Source organism: Shewanella colwelliana (assembly GCF_001735525.1).
Taxonomy (GTDB): Bacteria; Pseudomonadota; Gammaproteobacteria; order Enterobacterales; family Shewanellaceae; genus Shewanella; species Shewanella colwelliana.
Genome location: NZ_MCBT01000046.1, coordinates 1 through 25,692 on the forward strand (window position 1 = coordinate 1; position 25,692 = coordinate 25,692).

General features: G+C 44.2%; 24 protein-coding genes, 1 pseudogene and 1 riboswitch. Of the genes and pseudogenes, 12 read left to right on the forward strand and 13 right to left on the reverse strand.

Annotated elements, in window-relative coordinates; translation table 11 throughout:
- Positions 1-126: 126 nt before the first annotated feature.
- Complete coding sequence (locus tag BEL05_RS15465) at positions 127-720, forward strand: hypothetical protein (protein WP_245687012.1); 594 nt, start codon at positions 127-129, stop codon at positions 718-720.
- A 228-nt stretch (positions 721-948) separates the two neighbouring features.
- Here the strand turns inward: BEL05_RS15465 and BEL05_RS15470 are convergent.
- A pseudogene (locus tag BEL05_RS15470) lies at positions 949-1,316 on the reverse strand (IS4 family transposase); the annotation flags it as partial.
- A 137-nt stretch (positions 1,317-1,453) separates the two neighbouring features.
- On the opposite strand from BEL05_RS15470, the gene BEL05_RS15475 reads away from it, so the two are divergent.
- Entirely contained in the window at positions 1,454-1,852 is a 399-nt protein-coding gene (locus tag BEL05_RS15475; protein WP_028762486.1) for a hypothetical protein, read from the forward strand.
- Between the two features lie 123 nt (positions 1,853-1,975).
- The gene (locus BEL05_RS15480) at positions 1,976-2,287 is read left to right on the forward strand and encodes a hypothetical protein (RefSeq protein ID WP_028762485.1); all 312 of its coding nucleotides are present in this window, start codon (positions 1,976-1,978) and stop codon (positions 2,285-2,287) included.
- 363 nt (positions 2,288-2,650) lie between these two features.
- Here the strand turns inward: BEL05_RS15480 and BEL05_RS15485 are convergent, their stop codons facing one another.
- Positions 2,651-3,640 (reverse strand): class 1 fructose-bisphosphatase, encoded by a 990-nt coding sequence (locus BEL05_RS15485; RefSeq protein WP_028762484.1) that lies wholly within the window; start codon positions 3,638-3,640, stop codon positions 2,651-2,653.
- Between the two features lie 239 nt (positions 3,641-3,879).
- Here BEL05_RS15485 and BEL05_RS15490 point away from each other — a divergent pair, with 239 nt between their 5' ends.
- Positions 3,880-6,132: a S9 family peptidase gene (locus BEL05_RS15490; RefSeq protein WP_069671727.1), complete on the forward strand. Its 2,253-nt coding sequence runs from the start codon at positions 3,880-3,882 to the stop codon at positions 6,130-6,132.
- A 154-nt stretch (positions 6,133-6,286) separates the two neighbouring features.
- Here BEL05_RS15490 and BEL05_RS15495 read toward each other — a convergent pair whose 3' ends face one another.
- On the reverse strand, positions 6,287-6,844 hold the full coding sequence (locus BEL05_RS15495) for a TetR/AcrR family transcriptional regulator (RefSeq protein ID WP_069671728.1): 558 nt from the start codon (positions 6,842-6,844) through the stop codon (positions 6,287-6,289).
- Positions 6,845-6,942: 98 nt separating this feature from the next.
- Between BEL05_RS15495 and BEL05_RS15500 the strand changes: the two genes are divergently transcribed.
- Positions 6,943-7,479 (forward strand): dihydrofolate reductase family protein, encoded by a 537-nt coding sequence (locus tag BEL05_RS15500; protein WP_028762481.1) that lies wholly within the window; start codon positions 6,943-6,945, stop codon positions 7,477-7,479.
- 349 nt (positions 7,480-7,828) lie between these two features.
- On the opposite strand, the gene arcA is transcribed toward BEL05_RS15500, so the two are convergent.
- The gene (gene arcA / locus BEL05_RS15505; RefSeq protein WP_069671729.1) at positions 7,829-8,548 is read right to left on the reverse strand and encodes a two-component system response regulator ArcA; all 720 of its coding nucleotides are present in this window, start codon (positions 8,546-8,548) and stop codon (positions 7,829-7,831) included.
- A gap of 574 nt (positions 8,549-9,122) precedes the next feature.
- Here arcA and BEL05_RS15510 point away from each other — a divergent pair.
- The 3 genes from BEL05_RS15510 (at position 9,123) to BEL05_RS15520 (ending at position 12,454) form a co-directional block, all read left to right on the forward strand.
- Complete coding sequence (locus BEL05_RS15510) at positions 9,123-9,554, forward strand: DUF3293 domain-containing protein (RefSeq protein WP_069671730.1); 432 nt, start codon at positions 9,123-9,125, stop codon at positions 9,552-9,554.
- 118 nt (positions 9,555-9,672) lie between these two features.
- Positions 9,673-9,848: riboswitch (Lysine riboswitch) on the forward strand.
- Positions 9,849-9,980: 132 nt separating this feature from the next.
- Positions 9,981-11,336 (forward strand): lysine-sensitive aspartokinase 3, encoded by a 1,356-nt coding sequence (gene lysC / locus BEL05_RS15515; RefSeq protein ID WP_069671731.1) that lies wholly within the window; start codon positions 9,981-9,983, stop codon positions 11,334-11,336.
- The gene (locus tag BEL05_RS15520) at positions 11,336-12,454 is read left to right on the forward strand and encodes a succinylglutamate desuccinylase/aspartoacylase family protein (protein WP_069671732.1); all 1,119 of its coding nucleotides are present in this window, start codon (positions 11,336-11,338) and stop codon (positions 12,452-12,454) included. Before lysC ends, BEL05_RS15520 begins: the two co-directional genes overlap by 1 nt.
- An 88-nt stretch (positions 12,455-12,542) precedes the next feature.
- On the opposite strand, the gene BEL05_RS15525 is transcribed toward BEL05_RS15520, so the two are convergent.
- From BEL05_RS15525 to BEL05_RS15550, 6 genes are all read right to left on the reverse strand, one after another.
- Positions 12,543-16,175: a S8 family serine peptidase gene (locus BEL05_RS15525; RefSeq protein ID WP_069671733.1), complete on the reverse strand. Its 3,633-nt coding sequence runs from the start codon at positions 16,173-16,175 to the stop codon at positions 12,543-12,545.
- 222 nt (positions 16,176-16,397) lie between these two features.
- Positions 16,398-16,859: a transcriptional regulator AsnC gene (gene asnC / locus BEL05_RS15530; protein ID WP_028762476.1), complete on the reverse strand. Its 462-nt coding sequence runs from the start codon at positions 16,857-16,859 to the stop codon at positions 16,398-16,400.
- A gap of 187 nt (positions 16,860-17,046) precedes the next feature.
- Complete coding sequence (rluA, locus tag BEL05_RS15535) at positions 17,047-17,724, reverse strand: bifunctional tRNA pseudouridine(32) synthase/23S rRNA pseudouridine(746) synthase RluA (RefSeq protein WP_069671734.1); 678 nt, start codon at positions 17,722-17,724, stop codon at positions 17,047-17,049.
- A gap of 92 nt (positions 17,725-17,816) precedes the next feature.
- The gene (locus BEL05_RS15540; protein ID WP_028762474.1) at positions 17,817-18,104 is read right to left on the reverse strand and encodes a hypothetical protein; all 288 of its coding nucleotides are present in this window, start codon (positions 18,102-18,104) and stop codon (positions 17,817-17,819) included.
- 31 nt (positions 18,105-18,135) lie between these two features.
- Positions 18,136-18,669 carry a class I SAM-dependent methyltransferase gene (locus BEL05_RS15545; RefSeq protein WP_069671735.1) on the reverse strand — a complete coding sequence of 178 codons (534 nt, stop codon included), beginning with the start codon at positions 18,667-18,669 and terminating at the stop codon, positions 18,136-18,138.
- The gene (locus BEL05_RS15550) at positions 18,644-19,054 is read right to left on the reverse strand and encodes a hypothetical protein (RefSeq protein ID WP_069671736.1); all 411 of its coding nucleotides are present in this window, start codon (positions 19,052-19,054) and stop codon (positions 18,644-18,646) included. The genes BEL05_RS15545 and BEL05_RS15550 overlap by 26 nt, the downstream gene beginning before the upstream one ends.
- A gap of 338 nt (positions 19,055-19,392) precedes the next feature.
- On the opposite strand from BEL05_RS15550, the gene BEL05_RS15555 reads away from it, so the two are divergent.
- Together BEL05_RS15555 and BEL05_RS15560 are read left to right on the forward strand one after the other, a co-directional pair.
- Positions 19,393-20,382: a 2-hydroxyacid dehydrogenase gene (locus tag BEL05_RS15555; protein WP_069671737.1), complete on the forward strand. Its 990-nt coding sequence runs from the start codon at positions 19,393-19,395 to the stop codon at positions 20,380-20,382.
- An 89-nt stretch (positions 20,383-20,471) separates the two neighbouring features.
- Positions 20,472-21,209: a dienelactone hydrolase family protein gene (locus BEL05_RS15560; protein ID WP_028762470.1), complete on the forward strand. Its 738-nt coding sequence runs from the start codon at positions 20,472-20,474 to the stop codon at positions 21,207-21,209.
- A gap of 196 nt (positions 21,210-21,405) precedes the next feature.
- Here the strand turns inward: BEL05_RS15560 and BEL05_RS15565 are convergent, their stop codons facing one another.
- From BEL05_RS15565 to BEL05_RS15575, 3 genes are all read right to left on the reverse strand, one after another.
- Entirely contained in the window at positions 21,406-22,377 is a 972-nt protein-coding gene (locus BEL05_RS15565; RefSeq protein WP_069671738.1) for a magnesium transporter CorA family protein, read from the reverse strand.
- Positions 22,378-22,501: 124 nt separating this feature from the next.
- Positions 22,502-23,047 (reverse strand): mechanosensitive ion channel family protein, encoded by a 546-nt coding sequence (locus BEL05_RS15570; protein ID WP_069671739.1) that lies wholly within the window; start codon positions 23,045-23,047, stop codon positions 22,502-22,504.
- A gap of 121 nt (positions 23,048-23,168) precedes the next feature.
- Complete coding sequence (locus BEL05_RS15575; RefSeq protein WP_069671740.1) at positions 23,169-23,702, reverse strand: DUF3332 domain-containing protein; 534 nt, start codon at positions 23,700-23,702, stop codon at positions 23,169-23,171.
- A 335-nt stretch (positions 23,703-24,037) separates the two neighbouring features.
- On the opposite strand from BEL05_RS15575, the gene BEL05_RS15580 reads away from it, so the two are divergent.
- Entirely contained in the window at positions 24,038-24,781 is a 744-nt protein-coding gene (locus tag BEL05_RS15580) for a spermidine synthase (protein WP_069671741.1), read from the forward strand.
- Between the two features lie 199 nt (positions 24,782-24,980).
- A complete protein-coding gene (gene ahpC, locus BEL05_RS15585; RefSeq protein ID WP_028762466.1) occupies positions 24,981-25,550 on the forward strand; it encodes an alkyl hydroperoxide reductase subunit C in 570 nt (189 codons plus the stop codon).
- The last annotated feature ends 142 nt before the right edge of the window (positions 25,551-25,692 follow it).

Here is a 25,692-nt window from a genome sequence, read left to right on the forward strand (position 1 = left end):
TCAAATCCAACCTATCTGACGCTCCGCTCGAAACCATCTCAATGCGTTTTCTCATTTATGATGCCTATCATGGGCAGCATAGAAGTAATCAGCAAATAATGGTGTTATGTTATTGATTAACTATGGGTGGCTTATTATCTTTTGTTATTATCTTTTGTATTAGTATCAAGTCTATTTCTTGCTTCGTGCGCAACTGTTGCACCAATTGTAAATTCAAATAGCCCTATCAACATTTATGGTGTTACGACACTCCCTCCACAAAATGGAGACTGGGTAGTTATAGCTGCCTCAGGCTATCAATCATCTCTTGGAAGTAAAGGAATTAATAAAAATGAATCGCATGTTGTAAACGTTTCCATATTTAAATTGCCAAGTTTAGATTCAGATAAAAAACTCTTAGAATATATTGTTAGTTCAAGAGCATCTACTCCTGATACTGGTCGATTTGAGAACAGAGAAAACACTGAAAATCTTTCACCACTTAATGGTGCTGTTTGTGTGAAATATCATTCAAGATCAACAGATACGAATGCTAAAATTCAAGGAGGCAATGCTTCAATGGTATATGAAAGTATTGGATATAATTGCCAACACCCTAAAAGTAACACCGTAGGTGTAAACATTGAGTACTCTAGTCGTTACTTTGAAGATACTGGATATTCAACATTACAATATGATAGCGATGTATTTTTTAATGGTATTGAGTTTACGGAGTTCTAGTCGCATAATAAGCTAATTAATAAGGACAAAAAACAGTTGGCTGTTTCCGTTCCTCAACATTTTAGCCAACAATATTTTGCCCATTAACAGGGCGCAGGGGGATCCCCTCATAATTCAGGTCTCCCGGCAGTGTGAAGCAACTTGATGCATTCATGCATTGCCCCGCGTAAATGCTGCGCTGTTATTCGATAGTTTTCCCTCCGTCGTACTTCTTTCCCTAGCCTGACAACCGACAACACTGACCGATGCCCTTAACGCCATCAAACAAAGTTGTTCTCTCACATCAACCCAATAGACAAGCACGATAGGCATAATTCCTAGTTTAAAAATCGTGCACCGCAAAGATGCATTGCATGCCAGCGATATACCGCCATTCGGTCGTTATTGATGTGGCGATTACCGAGCAAGCGGTCAATGCGTTTGATACAGTGCTTAGGCGCCACATTACCAGAGATATTACGGCCTAGTTGGGTCAAAGAGAGTTGATCACCATCTAGTAATGATTTATTAGCAACCATAAGAGAATTAAGACGTTTTTTGTGGATGGAAGAGCATTGATTGCTAAGAGAGTCATGTAGTATTGTAATGTCGCGCATGGTGCTGTTCTAGTTTGTTTTTGGCGAAATTGATTAGATTAAACAGCACCATGCGTGTCTACTAATTGATTATAAAAGGAATTATCTGGGGAGCCCTAGAAAGGAGCGTTATGTTTTACCCACACATGGAGAGTCGAATGAAAAAAATCAGTTCTATCTTGCTAATCCTAAGCCTAATGGGATGCCATACAACACCGACAAAAGTAGAGCATGTATTCGCTTCCGAAACGATTGAGATCAAGGCGGATGAGTTGGCGAATTATTGGGTTCCCAAGACCACAAAAGTTAAGATGCTAAAGAAACGACCCACTTGGTTGCCAGAAGGTAGAGGTGAGTGGACTGTTTTAACAGTTATAGATTCCAACGGGAGGGTAGTCGAAAAGACTTTAATAAGCTCTATTCCAAAAGGGTTTATGACACAAAGTCAAGTTGATGATATGCCTAAATCAGAATTCAAACCATCAGTTACAAATAAAAATAGAGTACCTGTAAAATTCTATGGAACTGGCAAAGTGGCGCCTAGGCACGAGCTTTAAAATATAAGGCATTAACTGTGGGACAGCTAACAGTTTGCTCGGTTCCGCTTCGCTGCACACTTTAGCCAAACTATTAATCAGCCCCTTATGCGGGCGTTAATATTCCCAAGGATGGAGTCATTGATGGTCTACTTTTTTATAGCTGTTTTATTATTAGCAATCTACTTTTCGGCTAGAACATCTTATATGGCCTATAAAAGTGATTTGCTCGAACAAAGCCAAGTCAATTGGATTATTGCGGTTTCCTGGCTAGTACCATTTTTAGGCGCTCTTCTAATTAGTACACTGCTGAAATCTGAACTCAGTAGCCGAGAGGAAGCAGTAAAATCCACATGGGATTGGATTTTTTGGTTTAATCCGCAAGACCAGCCCAATGTTTTTTCGTCTGAAGATGTTAGCCAAATTGGTTCGTCAGTTGGTGATGGCGACCATTAACAAGCGGCTAAATTCAGATTCAGCAAGGCTGTCATACCATTTGCTGGGCAAATCGTCCGCCAGCACTCGGCACACTTAGTCGCTGGACGTTATGTTTTTAAAAGATAAAAGGGTCGGGTGAATTGGGTTCTTTGATAAAATGGCCTGAGCGAATGAGTCTTCTTAGCGTAATCTACGTTACTTTTACCAATCTAACTTTGGCATGCTAGGGTCAAATCGATGCGAGTGATAACTCATGGAACATACGACAGAAACCTTTCATGCCGTGGATCTGTTTTGGCCATCATTAGTTCAGAAATCACGGTATAAGCAATAAAAAAGTCGCCAAGGGCGACTTTTTTGCGAGTACGGCCAGCTAATTGATTACAGGTTAGGCTCTTCGCTGTAATCGACGCGATGATACTCAAGACAGGCATCGACCTCATTGGCAGAGCCTAAGATAACCGCGACACGTTGATGAATGTCGGTTGGCGCGATATCCATGATGGCCTCATAGCCTGTAGATGCTTTACCGCCAGCTTGCTCAACCAAGAAAGACATTGGGTTGGCTTCATACATCAAACGGAGCTTGTAAGGCTTCTCTGGGTTCTTGTTGTCGGTTGGGTAGGTAAACAAACCACCACGAGACAGCACACGGTGCACATCGCCTACCATGGCTGCAATCCAGCGCATGTTGAATGATTTTTCTCTTGGACCAATTTTACCTAGCAGCAGATCGCTAATGTAGGTTTGCATTGGCGCTTCCCAGAAGCGCTGATTTGACATATTGATGGCAAATTCGCTCGTGTCTTTGCTAATAGACATAGCTTCACAGGTGAGTAAATACTCATTGGTATCAGGGTTTAGGGTGAACAGTTGCACTCCTTTACCAGTGGTTAATGCCAACATGGTTGAAGGGCCATAAAGCACATAGCCTGCTGCAACTTGGTTGCGACCCGCTTGCAGAAAACTTTTTTCGCTTAATTCACCGCTTGGTGCAGGTAGCACTGAGAAGATGGTGCCCACTAACGAGTTGATATCGATATTTGATGAGCCATCAAGTGGATCGAAGCAGACTAAGAAATCCCCGCTCTGGCCCACTTCAACAATATAGTCTTCCTCTTCTGACGCTAGGCCACGAACTGTCGAGTCGGCTTTAAGGGCATCTTTAAGCATGTCATTGGTGATCACATCAAGTTTCTTCTGTGTTTCACCTTGGACATTCTCTTGTTCGGTTGCACCGAGTACACCAGCTAATGCGCCATGACGAACGGCGTGGCTAATGGCTTTTGAGGTGTCAGCTAGGGTGTGAATAAGCTGAGATAAGGGGGCTTCAATCCCTTGTGAACTGAGGTTTTGCGCCAGAGTTTGCATGTTATTTCCTATGACATATGGAGCTAGGCTCACATTTGGAGGTCGGATCTTAAGTTTATTTTGTAATTATGGGGGCGATTCTACCGCAGATTAATCATTTTTTCAGCGGCTATTTGCAAAGCAGCTCATTGTGTTGGGGTATTGCCATAGTGTTTTTGTTTTGTTGTATTTTCAGGCACAATGCTTCGGCCTGATCTTTATGAGGTCAATCAAATTTGTTTTATATCCAGGACATAATAATGACTAAAAAATGGATAAGTTCAGCCCTTATGGCGGTGCCTATGCTTTTATCTCAATCTGCAATTGCTGCAAAATCAGATCTCCAACAACCCACTGGCGGCACAACGCCGTTAACCATTGAACGTCTCTATGCTTCGCCTGCATTGGCGGGTAGTAGCCCTCGCGGCTTAAAGCTGTCGCCTGATGGTCAGCGGGTGACCTATTTGGCTGGGCGTAGTGAAGATCAACATCTTTATGACCTATGGCAGATGAATGTTGCTACGGGTGAGCAAGCTATATTACTTAATGCCGATCAGCTGAAAAGCGATGAGCTGTCAGATGAGGAGAAGGCAAGGCGTGAGCGTCAACGTATCTATGGTCAGGGGATCATGGAATACTTTTGGTCTGACGATAGCCAGGCACTGCTTATTCCTGCATCTGGTGCACTCTATTACTACGCCGTGGCCACTCAAAAAGTGGAGCTTTTACCAACAGGAGAGGGTTTTACGACCGATGCTAAATTGTCACCCAAAGGCAATTTCGTCTCGTTTGTGCGTGAGCAAAACCTCTATGTATTAAATCTAAAAACGAAGACGTTAACGGCCTTAACTCATGACGGCGGCGGAGCCATTAAAAACGGCATGGCCGAGTTTGTGGCGCAAGAAGAGATGGACCGCATGACGGGGTATTGGTGGGCGCCTGATGAGTCGTCCATCGCATTTACTCGTATTGATGAGTCTGGTGTCGAGCAGGTTACTCGCAATGAAATTTACGCCGATGGGATTAAACTTACTGAGCAGCGTTATCCCTATGCAGGCAAAAACAATGTCACCATTGAGCTTGGAGTGGTTAACATTAGCGACCAAGCGGTTAAATGGGTCGATATTGGTCAAGAGAAAGATATCTATCTGCCGCGGGTTAAATGGTTGCCTGACAGTAAGCAGCTCTCATTTCAATGGCAAAGCCGCGACCAGCAAACTTTGGATTTACGCATTGCCGATTTACGAAGTAATGACTCACCACAAATCGTGATTAAAGAGCAAAGCCAAGCATGGGTGAATCTTAATAATGATCTCTATTTCTTAAAAAAGCAGCCGCAACTTATTTGGGCGTCCGAGCGGGACGGTTTCAATCATCTCTACCTATTTGATCTGCAAGGTCGCCTTATTAAGCAACTGACTAAAGGGGATTGGGCGGTCGACGAGGTGGCCTATATCGATGAAAAAGCGGGCTGGGTGTATTTCACTGGTCGCAAAGCTAGCATCATTGAAAAGCACCTTTTTAGAGTACCAATAAAAGGCGGGAAAATTGAGCAGATAAGCCAGCGCAGCGGAATGCATGCGCCTGTTTTTGCTGACAATCAAGCCATCTATCTGGACTATTTCAATAGCCTCGCACAGCCACCACAGATCAGTTTACATTGCAGCGAAGGCAAGCATTTGGCATGGGTAGAGCAAAATAAAGTTGATAAGACTCATCCACTGCATCCCTTTTTTGGTCTTTGGCAACTGCCTGAGTTTGGACAGATAAAAGCTGAAGATGGCCAAGCACTGCAATATCGTCTGTTTAAACCTACAGCATTTGATGCCACTAAAAAGTACCCCGTTGTGGTGCGAGTCTATGGGGGGCCTCACGCCCAACTTGTGGTTAATAGTTGGAGTGAGCATGACTATTTTACCCAGTACCTATTGCAGCAAGGTTTTGTTGTTTTTCAGCTGGATAACCGTGGTTCTGCTCACCGAGGCACAAAGTTTGAGCATGTGATCTATAAGCGTTTAGGCGAGGCGGAGGTCAACGATCAAAAAGCGGGTGTCGATTATCTGCGTAGCCTAGATTATGTCGATGGCGACAATATTGCTATCTACGGTCATAGCTATGGCGGTTACATGGCATTAATGAGTCTATTCAAAGCACCTACTCACTTTAAAGCGGCAATATCAGGGGCACCTGTAAGCGATTGGTCGCTTTATGATACTCATTACACTGAGCGTTATTTGTCACATCCTGAGACGAATGCTAAAGGCTATGAAGCCAGTAGCGTATTGCCTTATGTGAAAGGTTATCAATCGGGTCTGTTAATGTACCACGGTATGGCAGATGACAACGTGTTGTTTGAAAACAGTACTCGTGTGTATAAGGCGCTTCAAGATGAGGGCAAGCTGTTTCAGATGATTGACTATCCTGGCTCTAAGCACTCAATGCGCGGCGAGAAGGTGCGTACTCACTTATATCGTTCATTGGCCGACTTCTTGGAGAAACAGCTAAAACAGTAAGGTTAAGTGCTTAACCTTACCTGTATTAAGTCAGAGGTCCTGTTGCTTGAGATAAGCTGCAGGGCTTTTTTCTTGTTGGGATTGTGGTTAATGACTAAAGTGAAGCGAGAATGCCTTATGGCTCCAATATTGGCATAGAGAATAACCTTTTAAGCTAGGTTTCTAGCGATTTACAAATCAACGTCAAAGGCCCATCCATCATTTGGGGCTTAATTAACTTAGCATCATGGCAACAACTGGCTGATAATGCGAAGCCATGTAAGTAGTCAGCGAGTAAATCTAGACTATCTTTTTCTGTTTTCTCATCGAGTGCTAAAGGCGCAATTATGCATAGATAACGCTCAATAAATATTTGGGCTGGTCCCTGGGATGTCATCCTAAGCATGATTTGTAGTAATCCGTCGTATTCGCACAGTAATTCAATATAGCTGACGCATAAGCGTCTTAACTCGCTTTGCCAATCAGGGTCTTCTTGGGGTTGATAGACTTCGGCTACGAGCGAAGAGGTGAGGGCCTCTAGCAATGCATTCTTGTTTTTGAAATAGTGATAGATTGCCATTGGATCTACGTTTAATTCCGTTGCCAATGAACGGATACTTGGTGTTTTACTATCTCTTTTCATCAAATACTTAGCTGCTTCTAGTATGCTTTGCGCACTTAACTGCGACTGTTTTCTAATAGGTCGTCCACGTTTCTTTTCATTGACAGTCATTTGAGCTCCCGATAAACTCGCCATTAATTCTACGGTGTAGAATTAATTTAAACCATATTTTAGTTTGGATCAATCACCATCAACTTGACGAGGGACTTATGGCAAACATCGTATTTATTGCAACCAGCCTAGACGGATATATCGCTGATAAGCGAGGCCAACTCGACTGGCTACATTCTGTACCTAATCCAAACAATGTTGATACGGGATTCATCGCTTTGATGGAGAGAGTTGACGGCTTAATAATGGGGCGGAATACCTTAGATATGGTACTGAGTTTTGACTGTGACTGGCCTTACACTAAGCCAGTGTTCGTGTTAAGTAACACTATGACCAAAGTACCTAAAGATTATGAAGACAAAGTTTTTTTAGTCAAAGGTAAGCTGATTGATATTATCGCCGATTTGAATGCAAAAGGATTCAATGAGCTATACATTGACGGTGGAGTGACGATTCAAAACTTCCTTAAAGAAGATCTGATCGATGAAATGGTTATTACTCGTTTCCCTATATTACTGGGTGGTGGAGCCCCCTTATTTGGTGAACTTGCAAGCCCTTTGAGTTTTTATGTGATTAAGAATGAAGTGGTATTAGATACCTTGGTTCAAACGACTTATCATCGTCAGAGAGCATAGAGACTTTTTTTGATGGTAAGTGAATGGTTTAAAGGTCTACTCGGTTAATATGCCTCCCGCTGGTTAGGTTTAAGCTGGGCTTCAATCACAAAGCCAATACAACACCGTAATGCAGGTACAAAAACCTAAAACTGCCCATGTTTGGATTTTGTCATAAGTGTGCCATACACAATTAATCTCATACTCCCTTCGGTGGGTACTGGGGATAAGTCTCTATGAGCGTCAGTCTATATCCAAATCCCCTCTCTGGCCTTCCCTGGCCACCGAGGATAAGTATATCCCTATAAAAAAAGCCAGTCGTTAGACTGGCTTTTCAAATCGAATCACATTTGCGCTAGCTGGATGTGATTTATGCTTCTTCTAGGTTACCGCAAAAACGATAGCCTTCACCGTGGATTGTGGCGATGATTTCTGGCGTATCTGGTAAGCTTTCGAAGTGCTTACGGATACGACGAATGGTCACATCTACAGTACGGTCATGCGGCTTGAGCTCACGACCAGTCATCTTCATTAGCAAGTCTGCACGAGTCAGAATCTTACCTGGGTTTTCAACGAAGTGAAGCATTGCACGGAATTCACTGCGTGGTAACTTGTATGACTCACCTTGTGGGCTGACCAATGAACGGCTGTTAATCTCTAAGCTCCAGCCATTAAAGCGGTAGTATTCTACAGCGCTCTTCTCTTCAGCTTCTGTACCTGTGCTGTTAACACGAGTCAGTAGGTTACGAGCACGGATGGTCAATTCACGTGGGTTGAATGGTTTAGTGATGTAGTCATCTGCACCAATTTCAAGTCCAAGAATTTTGTCGACTTCGTTATCACGGCCAGTCAGGAAGATTAGGCCAATGTTATTGATTTCGCGAAGTTCACGGGCTAACAAAAGACCATTTTTGCCAGGAAGATTTATGTCCATAACAACGAGGTTTATCTTGTTTTCCTGCATGGCTTTATGCATTTCTGCGCCATCATTGGCTTCAGTTACCACATATCCTTCAGCCTCGAAAATACTTCTTAGCGTGTTCCGGGTAACGGCTTCATCTTCAACGATCAGAATGTGCGGGTTTTGCATATTTAATTACCTAATATTTGTTTAAATCTGTTCTAACCATGAGCGCGTATGTTGGCTGCGCCCTAACTTGTCGTGCTGACAATTACTGATTCACGTAGGTGCTTTCATAAATCTGGCCTGAAACAGCAACACACTTCATGATTAGTAAAGTATGCGTATCTCTATAAAAGAAAACGCGAACTGTATCCACTTCGATTAACAATAGTAGGAAATAGTTCCTTTAACTATCGATTATTTTCAAGTTTAAATGTCACAGCAGCCATAGCTCACATTATATACAGGAAATTGACTAACTTTTAATTACAGTGTCAGCGACAAGGTGTAACAAAAAGTATTTCATCGTTAGATGAGTGGAAGTGAATCAACAAGCTTATTGTACTCGTTTTAGGCATTTGTTAACAAATGAAATGTTAACAAAATTACTGGGAGATATGACGCAGGTCACGCGTTGCGAGTTAACCTGTTGATTTTTAAGGCATGAATTAAAGTTAATTAAGTGACGTGGCTCACACCTCTAGGAAGAGGGGCTGAGTTTGCTATAATCATTGGAATCTAATTTAGGGATATTTTAGTAATGAGTGATTCAAATCGTGATCTTTGGTACTGCTACCAACAAACCCAGTTTCTTCTTACTCAAGCTTTTTCTCCCACGTTATCCTTTGCGATCATTACAGCCCATAATCCATTGGGACAGATACTGACCTCCTGTCAAAACCGATTACTCGACAAACAACTTCAAATTGAAATTGGCAAGTTGCAGCAGCCCTATCGTGCTGTTGTGGGCACCTCTGTTGCCGGCGATCATATGGAAAAAAGCTGGGCTGTGCCTATTGATAAGGTTGCTGCCATAGAACTTGGCAAGTTGTTCAATCAAAATGCCATCTATTTTGTCGAGGCCGGTCACCTCCAATTAGTGTCCTGTTTACTGGACTATCCTGAACAGGCTTTAGGTGTATTTGAGGCTCGTGTTTGTCTAGTTAGCGAGCTGCCTGATATTTACTCTTGAGATACGCTTAATCGCGTGAAAAGTGTATTTTGAATGAAAGTTAGTCATAACGAGAAATTAGCGTTGACTTAATAGACAGATATTTGTTAATTTTCATCCATCTTGACCTATAGGGACAAGATACAGAAGAGGAGCGTTAACTAGGTAGTAAGCTTGAGGAGTCCAAACTCCAATGATGGCTTGCGAGGGAGATTAACGCCGAGATAGGCAGATGTTTGGTTCATCTTACTATCGGTCGCTTGGGCTGAATCCCAACGATTGTCACCTGTTTTTTGGTGGAGAGCTTCTGGTGGTGATCGCTGTTTCCCTTCTTTGGGGTGCGTAATCTTTGCACCAGGCTCTTCGAACGAAGTTAGTTCGGAGCGTAATCATGTTTATCATTTCTTTCGTTGTTTCTCACTCTTCTTATCAAAGAGAGGTGAGCTAATGTCTACTATTGTTGCTAAGTTTGGTGGAACCTCTGTTGCCGATTATCAGGCAATGAGTCGTTGTGCCGATATCATTTTGGCTAACCCTAATACGCGAGTGGTTGTTGTCAGTGCTTCTAGTGGTGTGACTAATTTGTTGGTCGAGCTTACGCAAGATGGCCTAGATGATGCTCGTCGTCAGCAGTTGCTTAAAGATATCGCCTCTATTCAATATAAGATCCTTGATGAGCTAGGTCGGCCCAATGATGTTGCCGCTCGACTCGATAACCTTCTTAGCCGTATTGCCGTGCTCAGTGAATCCTTGAGCCAAGAGCGCAGTAAAGCCACCATGGATGAGCTACTGGCTCAGGGCGAGCAGTGTTCATCGGCCTTATTTGCTGCAGTATTAAGAGAGAAGGGGGAAGTAGCATCGGCTTTTGATGTTCGCCAAGTGATGCGTACTGACAGCCACTTTGGCCGTGCAGAACCGAAAATTGAGCAGATTGCTACTTTGTGTCGCCTCCATTTAGCGCCGCTGCTTTCGACACAGCGAATTGTAACTCAAGGCTTTATCGGTGCCGATGAACAAGGTGCCACGACAACCTTAGGCCGTGGGGGGAGCGATTATTCAGCTGCACTGCTGGCAGAAGCACTTAAGGCGTCTGCTGTTGAGATCTGGACTGATGTTGCGGGTATCTATACCACTGATCCTCGCCTTGCGCCCAATGCGCAGCCTATTGCAGAAATCAGCTTCAACGAAGCAGCGGAGATGGCGACATTTGGTGCCAAAGTCTTGCACCCAGCCACCATTCTCCCCGCAGTAAGACAGAAGATTCAGGTCTTTGTGGGATCCAGTAAAGAACCTGAACGTGGCGGCACCTGGATTCGTCATCAGGTTAGTGATGAGCCAATCTATAGAGCCGTTGCGGTGCGCCGCGATCAAACTTTGTTAAATCTACATAGTTTGCAGATGCTGCATGCTCAGGGTTTTTTGGCTGAAACCTTTGCGACCCTAGCACGTCACAAGATTAGTGTGGATTTGATCACTACATCTGAGGTAAACGTATCACTCACCTTAGATAAAACCGGCTCAGACTCCGCAGGTAATAGTTTGTTAAGTGAATCCTTGCTGCAAGAGTTGTCTCAACATTGCCGCGTGCGGGTGGAAGATGAGCTGGCTTTGGTTGCCATTGTCGGTAATAAGATTGCGTCGACGCCAGGCGTGTGCCGCCGGGTATTTGAGGTACTCGAACCCCACAATGTTCGAATGATCTGCCAAGGTGCGAGTCCACACAACTTGTGTGTTTTAGTGGCTGAATCCGAAGCGGCACAGGTGGTACGGTCGCTGCATGAAAATCTATTTGAAGGTGCATGATGAAACCGAGTCGAACCTCTCTTAAGATTGGTGAGTTGGCGACAGGGCAAGATCTTGAACTGCCGATTTTTCAGTTCGAGCCCGCACATATAACGGCGCCAAGTGTCTACATTCAGGCGAATGTGCACGGCGCAGAGGTGCAGGGTAATGCCGTTATCTATCAGCTTATGCAACTGCTGGAAAAATGTGAACTGCGGGGCAAGGTGACCTTGGTACCCTTGGCTAATCCTCTTGGTATAAACCAAAAGAGCGGCGAGTTTACTCTTGGTCGGTTTGACCCTATCACTGGGGTCAACTGGAATCGTGAATATTTTGACCATAAAGTCGATGTCGCTGCTTGGTACGCCAAGCACAGTCATTTGGCGGATGGTGAGTTGATTCAAGCTTACCGAGCTATGTTGGTTGAGCGTTGCCAAATTCGTCTTCAGAGTGAGTGGGGAGTGACAACGGGACAACAGCAAGCAGTGATGTTGCAACGAATGGGGCACGAGGCTGATATCGTGCTGGACCTGCATACGGGTCCTAAAGCCTGCAAACATCTGTATTGCCCCGAGTATGATGCTGAAGCTGCAACACTGTTTTCAATCCCCTATACCCTGCTGATCCCCAATGATTTTGGTGGTGCCATGGACGAATCTGTGTTTTGTCCATGGTGGCAGCTGAGTGAATATGTTGGGGAGCAGGGGCGCGAACTGACTGTCCCAGTGTCTGCGTTCACGTTAGAGCTAGGCAGCCAAGAGTGTATTGATCTTGATGATGCGTTGGTCGATGCCAAAGGGATAATGGCTTATCTTAGCCATCGTGGCGTAGTCGCCGATACTGTCCCTGCTGCGCCGATGCAACGCTTTGCCTGTTATTTGAAAGACTACAAGAAGTTTCATTCTCCTATGGGGGGGATGGTGGAGTATTTGGCTAAAGTGGGGCAGCCGTTAGCGGCAGGAGAGCCGTTGGCAAATATCTTGCGACTGGATCAGTATGGGAGTAGCAAGGTTTTGACACCGCTGCATTTATCCCAAGACTGCGTGCCGATTCTGCATTTTGCTTCAGCATCTGTCTATCAAGGCACTGAACTTTATAAAGTGATGACAAATGTGTTTGTAATGACTAACAACGAGTGACATAGTTAACTTTTGCTATTGTTACAAGACATCGCGAAGCAAATAAAAAGGGAGCCAATTGGCTCCCTTTTTTACTTATTGATTAGGTTTACTTGCGGCGACGGAACGCTGCAAATGGAACCATTAGTAGTGCTAACCAACCAAGTGAACCACCACCTGAAGATTTCACTTCTTTAGCACTCACTGCGATGGTTGCAGTACCCGCTTCACTTTCTACGCGTCCATCAGATGCAACAACTGAGAAAGTCAGAGTGTTGTTACCTGTAGGAGCTGTGAACTTAATCTCAGCACCGCCGTTAGTGAATGATACTGGCGTACCACCTGTTTGAGTCCAAGTGTAAGTTAGCTCATCACCGTCAGCATCTTTACCGTTAGCTTTTGCTGTGACAACGAAGCCTTCAGTACTTGTCATGCCTGTAGGAGATACAGTTGGTACCGTGTTGTTGATTTCAACAGTAACCGTTGCAGACTCTGAGCGATTACCCATGGTATCAATGGCTACAACTTCAGCGACTAGTGATTCACTTTGTTGATTGATTACCGCAGTATCGCTTAGCTTAACAGTACCGTCTTTCTCGATAACCAACATGTTGCTGTTGCTGTTAAGAACGATGAACTCAGAGAATGGGCTAGTTAGCATATCTGGGTCGGTAGCCATCAGCTTACCAAGCTCAGTGCCTGCTTCAGCGCCTTTATCGACAGATAGCATAGTATCTTCGATAGTTGGTGCTGAGTTGCCTTCATCTGTGGTGTTTGCAGTGATTGACATAGAACCATTTTCAGATAGGAACATGTAACCCATTGCGTCGCGACCAACTGTGCTGGTTAGGAACGCGCTTTCACCAGGTGCAAGCTCAGTTACTTCTGCGCCATCTTCGTCAACAAGTTGTGCACTGGTACCAGAACCGTCTAGCATCAATGTTGCGACGACTTCATCACCAGTACCGGTTGAAACCGGTGCCCAATCAGCTTCTTCTACACGGTAGCGAACAGTAACATCGTTACCTAAATCAGCTGCGGTGAGATCCATATCTTCAAAACACGCTTTAATCGTTACAAAGTCATTACCAGTAACGTGGAAAGCTGGTTCTAAAGTACCGCTAGCTGTACCGTACGTCTTAACGAAGCCGTAGATAGCGCGTGGATATGCATCATTGAACCACTGCAGGTTTACAGTTGTTGCAGTGTAATCCCAAACACCATCGTTATCGGTGTCAAAATCAACGTTGTAGCTTGCTACAAGTGGGTGAATAATCGGATCGCGCATCTGGAAAGTGTTGTAGATAGCGATACCTTCATCACACGAACCACTTAGCAGTAGCTCACTTGACGCATTCACTAGGTCGTGACGTAGATCCATATCTACTGGGCTAGTTGCAGTCAATGGTGCTGCAAATGGCTCTGAGATGGCAATCGCGCCAGAGTTAGTAAAGGTACGAACGATACCCTCTTCGGTCACTTCAGTCGAAACTGATGCGCCAGCGGTTGCTTTTGGTAGAATGTGGTATACCACATGAAGCGCACTGTCTTCGCCATCCATAAATTTAATTGCACCGTCATACTCTGACAACGTAAGTGCAGTTGATGCGTCTGATGCAGAACCATCTAGCTCATAAGAAGAGGTTAATGTCCACTCAGGTAACTTAGTTGGGTCGATAGTTACCGTGACATCGAAATCAACCGTTTGACCGGCTTGAACCGTTACTGACTCAGGTAGTTCAAAACTAACTGCTTCAGACTTCATATCGTTTTCAAAACGTTGTTTAGCCGCTAGCGTGTAAGTTTTCTCCTCGTTAGAGAAGTTCTTAACGGTTACCGTTTTCGTCATAGAAACAACTTTATCTGTTGCTACTAGACCAAAAGCAAGGGCTGCTTGCTGAGTGTCTTTATTCCAAGCGATAACAGGAAGATTGACTGCTTTTTCTACATCAACAAGGCCCGCACCGATATAACTGATTGGTGCAAGTTCTGCGTCAGGGTTAAGACCTTTTGGATCTAGCGTAACGTCTAGGTTCGCTGAGTTCATCATGGTCGCTTTAATCTCTAGCGCATTACGTTCAGGTAGTGCTTCGCGAACGATGCTCATTGCGCCTGCTGTAATTGGGCTTGAGAAAGAAGTACCGCTAATTGGAGATAGTTGATCGCCACCACCTGGGTATGCAGTTAGAATCGCTGTTCCTGGCGCTGTGATCTCTGGTTTAAGAGTGCCTGCAATAGATGGACCGCGTGAAGTGAAGGTCGCGATAGCACCAGCTGTAGTTACTTCAACAGAGGTTACGCTGTATTCAACTGGACCGTCGACTAGACCCGCTTTAATAGCATCGCCATCTTCTTTAGAAATCATTACTGAAGGGATAGTGACCTTTGGATCTGCACCACCCATATTAAAGGCACCATCATCTGGCTTGTTGTTAGCCACGATAACAAATGAAGCACCCTTAGTTTGCGCATTCAGTACTTTCTGGGTGAATGCACAGCCACCACGGTCGATAATTACGGCTTTACCAGTGAAATCAACATCATCAGCAAATGCAGCACAACCATTTTGGTTTGCTGTTGGGTAGACTAATGGCGCCTTAGTGTGATCGAAAGCAAATTCGTTGCTAGTGTTAAAGCCTGCACCAAATGCTTCGACAGTTTCACCAGCAAATGCTGAGTCAACTTTACCGACTTTAGTCGTGGGATGCGTCATCGCACCGACAGATAGGGCGTTATTAGAGGTACTTGGACCACCAACAACAAATGGTGTTGGGCCATCGTTACCTGCAGAGATTGCAAGGTTAACGCCAAGCTCTACCATTTCATCGATCAGCTCTTGAACTGCTCCGCCCTCAGAATCACCGAAATCTCCACCTAGAGACATGTTGACGGTATCAACGCGATCGCTGATGTCGCCATCGTCGTTTGGATCCATTGCTGCTTCTAAAGCGAGTAGCTGAGCAAGACCTGGACAACCTGAATTACAGACAGAGTAAACAAATAGTTCAACATCAGGTGCGACACCGACTACTGAGTGGCTTACATGAGTACCATGATTAGTGTCTACGTCGATTGGGTTTGGATCGTTGTTGATGAAATCCCAACCGCCTACGATTTTACCTTGTGGCCAATCTGGCATGTCAGCTTTTGCGGCAACTGCTGCATCATAGTCAGCAACATCACCGCTACCGCCAAGTGCTTTATGAGTGTAATCAACACCCGTATCAAGTACTGCTACACGTTGACCTTTACCTGATGCAACGCCAGCTTCGATAACGGCTTTAGCTTTAATGTACTCAGCGCTGTCATCAACGTGCAGTTCATAATCATAAATTGGAAGAATATCGGCAACATCTGGGTTAGCCAGCAGTGCTGCTAATGCATATTTATCAGCTTCAACGACAACTGAGCTAACCAATTTAGAAGTGGTTGCTAAAACTTTAACGTTAGCATCCATTGCGCGCAAACTAGATTGAACACGAGCTTGAGCACTTTCAATGCTGCTTATTGCTGCAGCTTGGTTAAAACCTGCAACACGACTCTGTTGAGATACTGATTGAGTCTTTAGCTTAAGCATCCAAGCTACAGGAGTTTTAGCTTGAGATTCAGCACTCTTTGCAACTTGAAGACCTTGATATTCGTCGTTAGTCTGGTTGGTTGTGTTGTATTTTTCTACGGTACCGGCGTAAGAGGCCGATGAGATCAGCGCAGCTGATATGGCTAGTGATAATTTTGTTTTCACAACTTCTTCCTTGTCAATTAAATGTGCCTCGATGGGTCGAAGCACAATTGGTATCGCTGTAACTTTGGTTATAGAACTATTGTTATTTTGTTACCCCTTTGTTGGGGTGACGTTCTTTTTAACACAAAAGATTGCCAAAGTTAAAGTGGATAGATAAAAAAGTTGTAGATGTAATTCTGTTAGATGATTTATCTGATGGGTTATAGCATATAAAAAATATGACTAAGGTTTGACCGCCCGTACTATCGGGTTTTGCAAACTTATCAGTGTTTCGGTTGATTGTATTTCGTCAATAGATTGAATTCTATTAATCAATACGTGTTGCAATCCGTCGATAGATTGGCACATTACCTTTACAAAAATACTGTAGTTCCCGGTGGTGTAGTAGGCTTCAGTGACCTCTTCGAGCGCGTTCAACTTAGCGATGGCTGCTGGGTAGTCGCCTGCGCTTTTAAGGTTGATGCCGATAAAACAGCAAACGTCATATCCTAGCGCTTTGGGGTTAACGGTGATTTGTGCACCAGTAATAATGCCGGCTTGTTTCATCTTTTCGACACGCACATGAATTGTGCCTGCACTGACGCCAAACCGCTTGGCTAGTTCGGCAAAGGGAGTTCTTGCCTCTTCCATCAATGCAGAAAGAATTTGATTGTCTAGTTGGTCGCGCTGAAATGACGTATCCATTAAGAAATACCGATTTAGATTAATATTATTGAGTAATCTACGGTATTTTTTAGGAAATGGGTAACTTTTAGTGTCAATGATCATGGCGGGGGACACAGTTTCATCGCACATGTTTTAGCTAAAGTCTGGATTGCGTCAAAAGCTACCTATATTGCGTAACCCCACCCTTTGTTTATGTTAATGCCCATCATTGCTGCGGTGTAATATCTGTGAAAGGAATTTCTGTAGAAAAGGTCATCGACTCGCCACTGTAAGGGTGCTTTATTGTTAGCGATTGGGCGTGCAGTAATAGACGTGCTGCTAGGCGTTTAGCGAGCGGGTCCGCATAGAAGTTATCACCAAGGATAGGATGACCAAGTGCCATCATATGAACCCGCAGTTGATGAGAGCGACCTGTGATCGGGGTGAGTTTAACTAAACTGGAACGCTTGGCCCGGCTGATCACTTCAAAATGGGTCGTCGACGATTTACCGATTTTGTGGTCAACTTTTTGTTTCGGACGATTTGGCCAGTCGCAGATAAGAGGTAAGTCAACGGTGCCCATTGTTTGCTTTACGTAGCCAGCAACGCGGGCGTAGTAGGTTTTTTTCGTTTCGCGCTCACGAAACTGTCGTTTTAATTCACGTTCTGCACTGCGACGCAGCGCCACAACGATGATGCCAGAGGTGGCCATATCGAGTCGATGAACAATCTGTGCGTTTGGGTGCTCAGCTAAGACTCTTGCATAGACACTGTCGTGGTAAGCCGCCTTGCGACCTGGAACCGACAATAAGCCTGAGGGTTTATTCACCACCAATATATCTTTGTCTTGATAAACTATATCTAACCAAGGGGTTGTCGGTGGCGCGTATACAAAATCACTCATAATTTACTCAGCATCATAAAAGCGGCTGCAAAGATACTCTTTAGCGGTCTATGTTGGCAAGTATAGTTTGGTTGCGCTGCCTGGTTAGGCTGTCAGAATCCGTTGCCGTTAATATGCATGATGGCGAAGGTCCATACAACAAAGGCTAGCGCTACGTGAATGAAAGCGTAGACACCTTGGTCGAGTCGCTCCATTCCTCTTGCCTGCCAGATTAATTGGCCATGAAGTAGAATGATCAACGGGAACAGCATAAATAGCGGGTAAAAACCGATTGGACTGCCATCGCCAAACAGCGCTCTAGAGAGGAGTGACCACAGTACCATAAAGGCCGTGATCAGAGGCGGGGCCGCCAATCTATACTGTTCAGGGTAGGGGAACATCTCAATATCCTTATTTGCTATGAAGACTAACCTATCTGCGTGGTTTTCTAGCGATCATCTGTGCTTTAAAACAGGGTGCTAATTCACAGCCTACATTACCTTCAAAATAGTGCAATGGTTCAAATTGATTGAACCGATTGAGCAGTTCGTTAGCCGTTAATAGAAAATCGGGGTTTTTAGGGCGGCCAACTGTTGCTTGGGTTGTGGTAAAGGTTTCATAGATTAATAGCCCCCCGGGTTTTATCGCTTGGGCTATTTGGCCAAACAGCGGGCGATGCAAGTAATTAAACACTAAAACCATATCAAACTGCGCTGTGGGTAGATGCTGCTGCCCATCGTTTTCGAGGTTTTGTGATCTTGCGTGACAGTTTTGTGGGAGCGATGGCAGACGGCTAATATCCTGATCGATAAAAGTGACCTTAGCGCCTTGCTCTGCAAACCATAAACCGTTACGGCCACTGCCACAGGCCAGATCTAGAACATCTGCTGTAGGCGAAGTATGCAGTAGCCTTTCATGGTTCAGTAACAGTGCTGATACGTTAGCCTTTAATCTCTTTTTTTCCATCAATGCGCTTTCCGTGAATAACAGAGAAATGTCTTAATCCCGCAGGGCCGTGCGAGACAACCACGGACAAGAGAACAATAGTAATAAGCAGTTCAGGTTTATAGTTGGCTAAAGGAATAAAGAGCGCCAGCAGTCCAATTTTAACTATGGTTAAAACTCCCTTTAATTGAATTAACCAACGCCAATCTCTAACGACCTCCCAAGCCATGAGTAAAGAGCCCGTTGTCATAGCCATGTACCAGTATATACTCCAGTCTGCTTTCGCTACGCCCAGCAATATGCCACCACCCGCGCCTGTTATACCCAGTATATGAAGGGCTCTAAGACTGGTTTTGCTTAGTCGTTGTAGCCAAAATTTGGCTTCTGAAATCTCTTTATTACTCATACTGAAGGGAGGATGTGACGATATTTGTTGTCAGCTTATCAGGATATGTAAAGAAAGCACGTGTCTGTCTAACAAACTTAAGTTTTTCGTGACCTGGATTATGATCTCTACTTTTTAAACGCGTACCATTTCACTGTCTGACTTAACGTATTGATTCATTTATTCGTGTTCATCGCTTAGCTATAATGATGGAAAGCTTTATCAAGACATCATTAATCGAGTCAAGTCGCACATGTTGCGCACGTTCGTCGTGGCGATGAATATATGTGTCATCTTGTGATAATCCGCAGCAGTGGTCTTAAGTGTTGAGGCCAATGCTAAGTAATTAGGAAGAGAAAATGAAAATAGGTTTTTTTAGTGCCAAGCACTACGACATGGAACACTTTAATCGCACTAATCAAGCTTTTGGTGCGCACATTGAGTATTTTGATTATCGCTTATGTATGCAGTCGGTGAAACTGGCTTTTGGCTATAAAGTTATCTGTGCCTTTGTTAATGACTCATTATGCGAAGAGGTGTTGGTTGAGTTGGCGCAAAACGGCACCAAAATAATCGCAATGCGTTGTGCTGGTTTTAACAATGTGGATTTAGTTGCAGCGAAACGCCTTGGACTAAAAGTGGTCAATGTTCCTGCGTATTCGCCAGAGTCTGTGGCAGAGCATACCGTTGCCTTAATGCTAACCCTTAACCGCAAAGTACATAAAGCCTATCAACGTACTCGCGACGCTAACTTCTCTTTAGAAGGTTTGGTCGGTTTTAATATGTTTGGCCGCACCGTGGGGGTTATCGGTACAGGTAAAATCGGGGTCGCAACCATTAAAGTCCTGTTAGGATTTGGTTGTAAAGTGGTGGCCTATGATCCGTATCCTAATCAAGCGGTAATCGATCTTGGTGTCAACTATCTTACGCTCGATGAGCTCTATCCTATATGTGACATTATTAGCTTACACTGCCCGTTGACCCCTGAAAATCATCATCTGTTGAGTCAAGATAGCTTTGCTAAAATGAAGTCTGGTGTGATGGTGATTAACACCAGTCGTGGTGGTTTACTAAATGCTTTTGATGCCATGGAAGCATTGAAAACGGGTCAATTAGGATCGCTAGGCCTTGATGTTTACGAAAACGAAAAAGAACTCTTTTTTGAAGATAAATCTAATGAGATTATTCAAGACGATGTGTTTAGACGTTTATCCGCTTGTCACAATGTGATTTTTACCGGTCATCAAGCGTTTTTAACCGAAGAGGCGTTAGGGGCTATTGCTCACACTAGCTTGAGTAATGTGAAGCAACTGCTCGCGGGTGAAGCTTGCCCTAACGAACTGTTTTAACGCCAAGTAAACTGCCCGTCCTTTTTACCTGACAAATAGGCCCTAGGCTGATAAGTTATCGATAAACTTATTCGCCTGAGGGCCAGCTTATGATGATAAAACAGGACGTTTGTGACATTGATACCCCGACAGGGACGATGAGGTGTTACCTCTACCGCCCTGATGCCGAAGGGCAGTTTTCGACCATCATTTTTTATTCAGAAATTTTCCAGCAAACAGCACCCATTGCTCGCGCCGCAGCGATGCTTGCAGGCCATGGTTTTGTGGTATTGGTGCCTGAGGTGTTTCACGAACTCAATCCCATTGGCACTGTGCTGGCCTACGACGATGCTGGCAAGGATAAAGGTAATGAGGATAAGTTTACTAAGTATTTGGAACATCATGATAGTGATACGCAAGCTTTAGTTGAGTTTGCCCATCGTCAAGCCTTCTGCACCAGCCATGTTGGCGCCATGGGCGTGTGCATTGGCGGACACCTTGCCTATAGAGCAGCACTTAATAGCGATGTTGTCGGTGCATTTTGTCTTTACCCAACCGATATACATTCAAATACCTTGCCTTGTAACGATGGCAACGACTCCCTGAGCCGTACCGCAGATATTCAAGGTGAGTTAATGCTGATCTTTGGTAAGCAAGATCCGCATGTATCTGGTGAGGGACGTAAAGTTATTTACGATAAGCTGAGTGAAACTGGCCGCTTGTTTAGTTGGCAAGAAGTTAATGGGCAGCATGCGTTTATGCGTGATGAGGGTGATAGATATGACCCTGCTCTAGCGTTGCAGATGTACCAGCAGGCGGTGGCGTTTTTTCACCGCGTGTTACGCTAGCAACGATTAACGGCAGATACCAGAACGGCGAACTCAAGGTTCGCCGTTTTATTTGAATTAGCGTAATGATTTGATAGTTTTTTTTACATGTGATGCAGTGCTGACGAGCTTATGCCGAGAGCGAAAAAGCGCTTATCTTCGCCTCTGAAGCGCTCGCAGAGTAGCCTGATCTTTATACTATTAAGTGCTCGTTTTGTTAGAGCCATTTTCGTTTTCTAAACAGCAACAACAGGACGATGGTGATGGTGATCATCACGCCCCAGACGATAAAGTAACCATTATGGTGTTTAAGCTCAGGTATAAACTCAAAGTTCATACCATAGATGCCTGCAATAAATGTCAGTGGCACAAAAATCGCGGTGATAATAGTAAGCACTTTCATGATGTTATTGAGTCGGTGAGCGCTAATCGAGATATAACCGTCGATTAAATCACTGGAGACCTGATAGAAAAGATCAGCTAAGCTCGCGGCCCGGTGTTGATGTTCGCAAACATCGTTAATTTCATGAGCGAGCTGTTCATCGAAGGGAAGAGAGGGCTCGTCTCGCAGGCTATTAAAGAGTTCAACATGATAGTGGAAATTACGCCGTAACCGAGTAAGGTCGGTTTTGTAGAGCACGACTTCTGCTAAAATTTTATCATCTGCGGTGGTCAGCATGATGGATTCAAGTTCCTCCAAGCGACTCTCAAGATCAAATAAAATTTTATGGTAACGCTTCACGACAAAACGGCTTATTTTCAGGCTAAGGGCTCCTGTACCTAGCTTCATCGATAGGTTACCCGCCATGACTTCGTTCATTGTGCGTTCAATACTTAATGAACGCGCGCTGTGACGAGTAATAATAAAGCGTTTGCCAACAAACAGCGCCAATAGAATATTGTCACAATTAATCGATTCAGAACTCGCTGACAAACCACGTAACAATAAGAAGGTATGATCTTCAAAGGCTTCGATTTTTGGTGGATGTCTATCTCGTGAGGCATCTTGCAGTGCCAGCGGGTGTAAGCCAAAATCAGCCTGTAACATCTGCTGCAATGCGGGGGTTAATTCACCATCTATATTTAGCCATAAAATGGCATCATGGCTCTGTTTCCACGCCTTAATATTGGCCTCGTCGCCACTGAGAAGGCTGTCATCATGTGGTTGATAAAGCAGCGTTGTTAGCATGTTTGCCTCTTAGCTATCTATAAACGGTAACTTGGAATAAGCCATATTGCTCAATCCCATGTTTGTTGCGACTAATCTGTAGGCCATTTAGCCTTATTATCAATAGTTTTACTTAATTAACAGCTTAGTCGCTTTGTTGTTGGGTGTGATCTTTTTGATCGGGTAGGCTAAGGGCTTGCGCTGGCTTACCTTTTAACTTTAATACGCCTTTTTGTAGCATCAAATTGTTTGGGTAGGTAATGATGACTTTGTCATCACGCTCGATAAGAATGTGAAACAAACTGATTTCGGTGATCATTCCGCTAATATCTTCATCCTTATCGACCACTTTTATCTTATCGCCGATACGATAAGGGAATACAAAGAAGATAAGGATCCCCGCTGTAATATTACTCAGTATCGACCATTGTGCGACTAAGGCTACACCGAGAACGGCAAATATTGATGAGATAAATAAGGAAACTTGCTGATATTCAACACCTAAAGTCACAATCATTAAGCACGCGACAGAGACAAAAAGCAGATAGGTAATATATTGTGTGACCAGTTTAGAGCGTGTTTCTGACACTTGTTTCAGCCGCGAGAGGCGCTGTACCCAGTTTTTTACCAAGCGTTGCAATACGACAAAAAGCACGATGTAAAACAAGATGGTAAACAGAGTTTGTGTCATAGGAGCATGGTTCTATATTAGAGGTAACAGAGAAATACACCATAACCGTGTGGCATGCAATGGTTTTAACTCTGTTACCTAAGGCGAGTGCGGAGACTTGCCGATATGACTTATCTTAAGGCTAGCTTTCCATCGCTATTTGATACTGTTTAAGTTCATCAATCTTGACCTTTGTGATCAACTGTTGGTCTAAGTAAAACGAGACTTGATCTTGCTGCCTTTTACCCATTAACTGCTGCTGGCTCTTGTCTGCAAAGTTCAAGGTCATCACCATAGTGTCATCATCGATTGCTTCGATAGTTGCTCGAGTAAGTTTGATCTGCGGTAATGGCGCATCTTTTAGATTGTTATCTAGGTGAGGATTAACCTTGAAAATAGCCTCGACGGGCATATCGACGACGGCTGGTGATCTATTGGTTATCGGGTTGGTACCTGTCCAGAATTCAATGCTGTTAAAAATGAATAGGTCGGCGGTGGCGCTCAGGCCATAGACTGGGCTGAGTAGTACAAAAAGCCCAGCGCGGCCATAGCGGTTGTCTACAGCAGATAGATTGCCTTTGGTGACCATTGCGCTTACCCCCATCTGCCCCATACAGCCTGAGAGTTGGCTAGTGATTAGCGTGGTTAATGTCAGCGATATGAGTGATTTTTTCATGGTGAATTCAGTCAGTGATAAAGCGCGCTGATTTTAGTGCCTAATAAGAAAATGGACGGGAGTCAGCTCACAATTTGAGGTCAAAAAATGGTGTGAAGGGTAGCAATCATTCGGTGGTTTGTTGGTCTGTACCTGTTGTAGTTAAAAGAGATGAGAAAAACCCTTGGTGAAGGTTGAGATATTAGACCTGCGTTAGCATTTTAATGACAAGGTTATATAAAGGGCATGATTTTGAACCTGGCCGTTATTTTGCTGTGTTCCTTGGTCACTTGCTTCATAATGGTCGTCATTAAGCAGTGCAGTGAGCAGGGCTTCAGGCCTATTGCGGAGATTTAATGACAGAGTTATATACCTTACATCGAACTGACGATGAGATAGGGCCCCTTATCGTATTAGAGAATAAGGAGATCAGAATGCTCTCTTTTGGTGACAACGATGAGCAGAGCAAGCTATTAAAGGCAACGCCACATATTCCCCAGCATACCTATCTGCAAGCCATGCTATTAGTCTTGCTTTTTATTAAACCTAAACGGGTGATTATTTTGGGGTTAGGTGGCGGAGGTTTGATCCATGCGCTGCGCCAATTTGATACGGGGATTAAGGTCACAGCGGTGGAGCTTAGGGCGAGTGTGATTGAGATTGCAAAACGCTTTTTTCAACTACCGATAGGCAAAAAACTCTCGTTGGTGCACCAAGACGCGGCGCACTTCCTTGAAGAGAAAGATCATAAAAAAGCGGATGTTATCTTTGCTGACATCTATGGTGCCGACGGCGTTGATGAAAGCCAACTGTCTGATAGCTTTATCAGTAATGCATCAATGATGTTGAAATCGGATGGCTACTTGGTGCTCAACTGCTGGAAAGAACACAGTCAAAATCGTGAGTTACTATCGCTATTGCAAGCGCATTTTGCCGAAGTCAGAGCATGTTTGACTGGTGGGGGAAACTGGGTGGTGATAGCGGGTAAGGTGACGCGCGATATTTCTGCGAGCGCATTGAAAACCAATGCACAACAGTTATCGCAAAAACTTGACTTTCAATTGGGGCGCAGCCTAACGCGTTTCGATATCTGGCAATAGCCCATCCAGCCTTTCTCGTTTAATCGGTTTTTTAGTTGGCAGTAACGCTTAATCTTTAAAATCGATTAGCATGATAGTTTTTACCCGTTATATTTGTTTCTCTATCCTCGTTATTATCTCTCCATCGAAAACAAACGGGGTTAATGCAGCAGCGTTAACCCATAAGTTGAAAAGTGAATAACCCACATTGGAGCGACAAATGACACAATCAATTATCAACACTGAAATCAAACCATTCTCTGCAACGGCTTATCACAATGGTGATTTTGTTTCTGTCACTGAACAAGACCTACTCGGAAAGTGGTCTGTAGTTTTCTTTTACCCAGCTGACTTTACCTTTGTATGTCCAACAGAATTGGGTGATATGGCTGATCACTACCAGAAGCTACAAGAGATGGGTGTTGAAGTTTACTCTGTGTCTACCGACACGCACTTTACTCACAAAGCGTGGCACGACAGCTCAGATACCATTGGCAAAATTAACTACCCAATGATTGGCGACCCAACTGGAAAAATTACACGTAACTTTGGCGTGATGATTGAAGAAGATGGCCTAGCACTGCGCGGTACATTTGTAATCAACCCTGAAGGCCAGATTAAAGTGGCTGAGGTTCATGATTTAGGTATTGGCCGTAGCGCGTCTGAGTTAGTGCGTAAAATTCAAGCGGCACAGTATGTAGCCACTCACGATGGCGAAGTATGTCCAGCAGCATGGCAGCCAGGTGAAGAGACGCTAGCACCTTCATTAGATCTAGTTGGTAAAATCTAACGATAGCGACATGGCCTAAATGGGGATTCATCTCCCCCATTTAGCCGCTTAACTAAACATTAAGCACACATTCATCTCCAGCCAGTTCAACGCCCCCCTGCAATGGTTGAGCTGGCTTTTTATTCCCTATTTTTTAGCTATT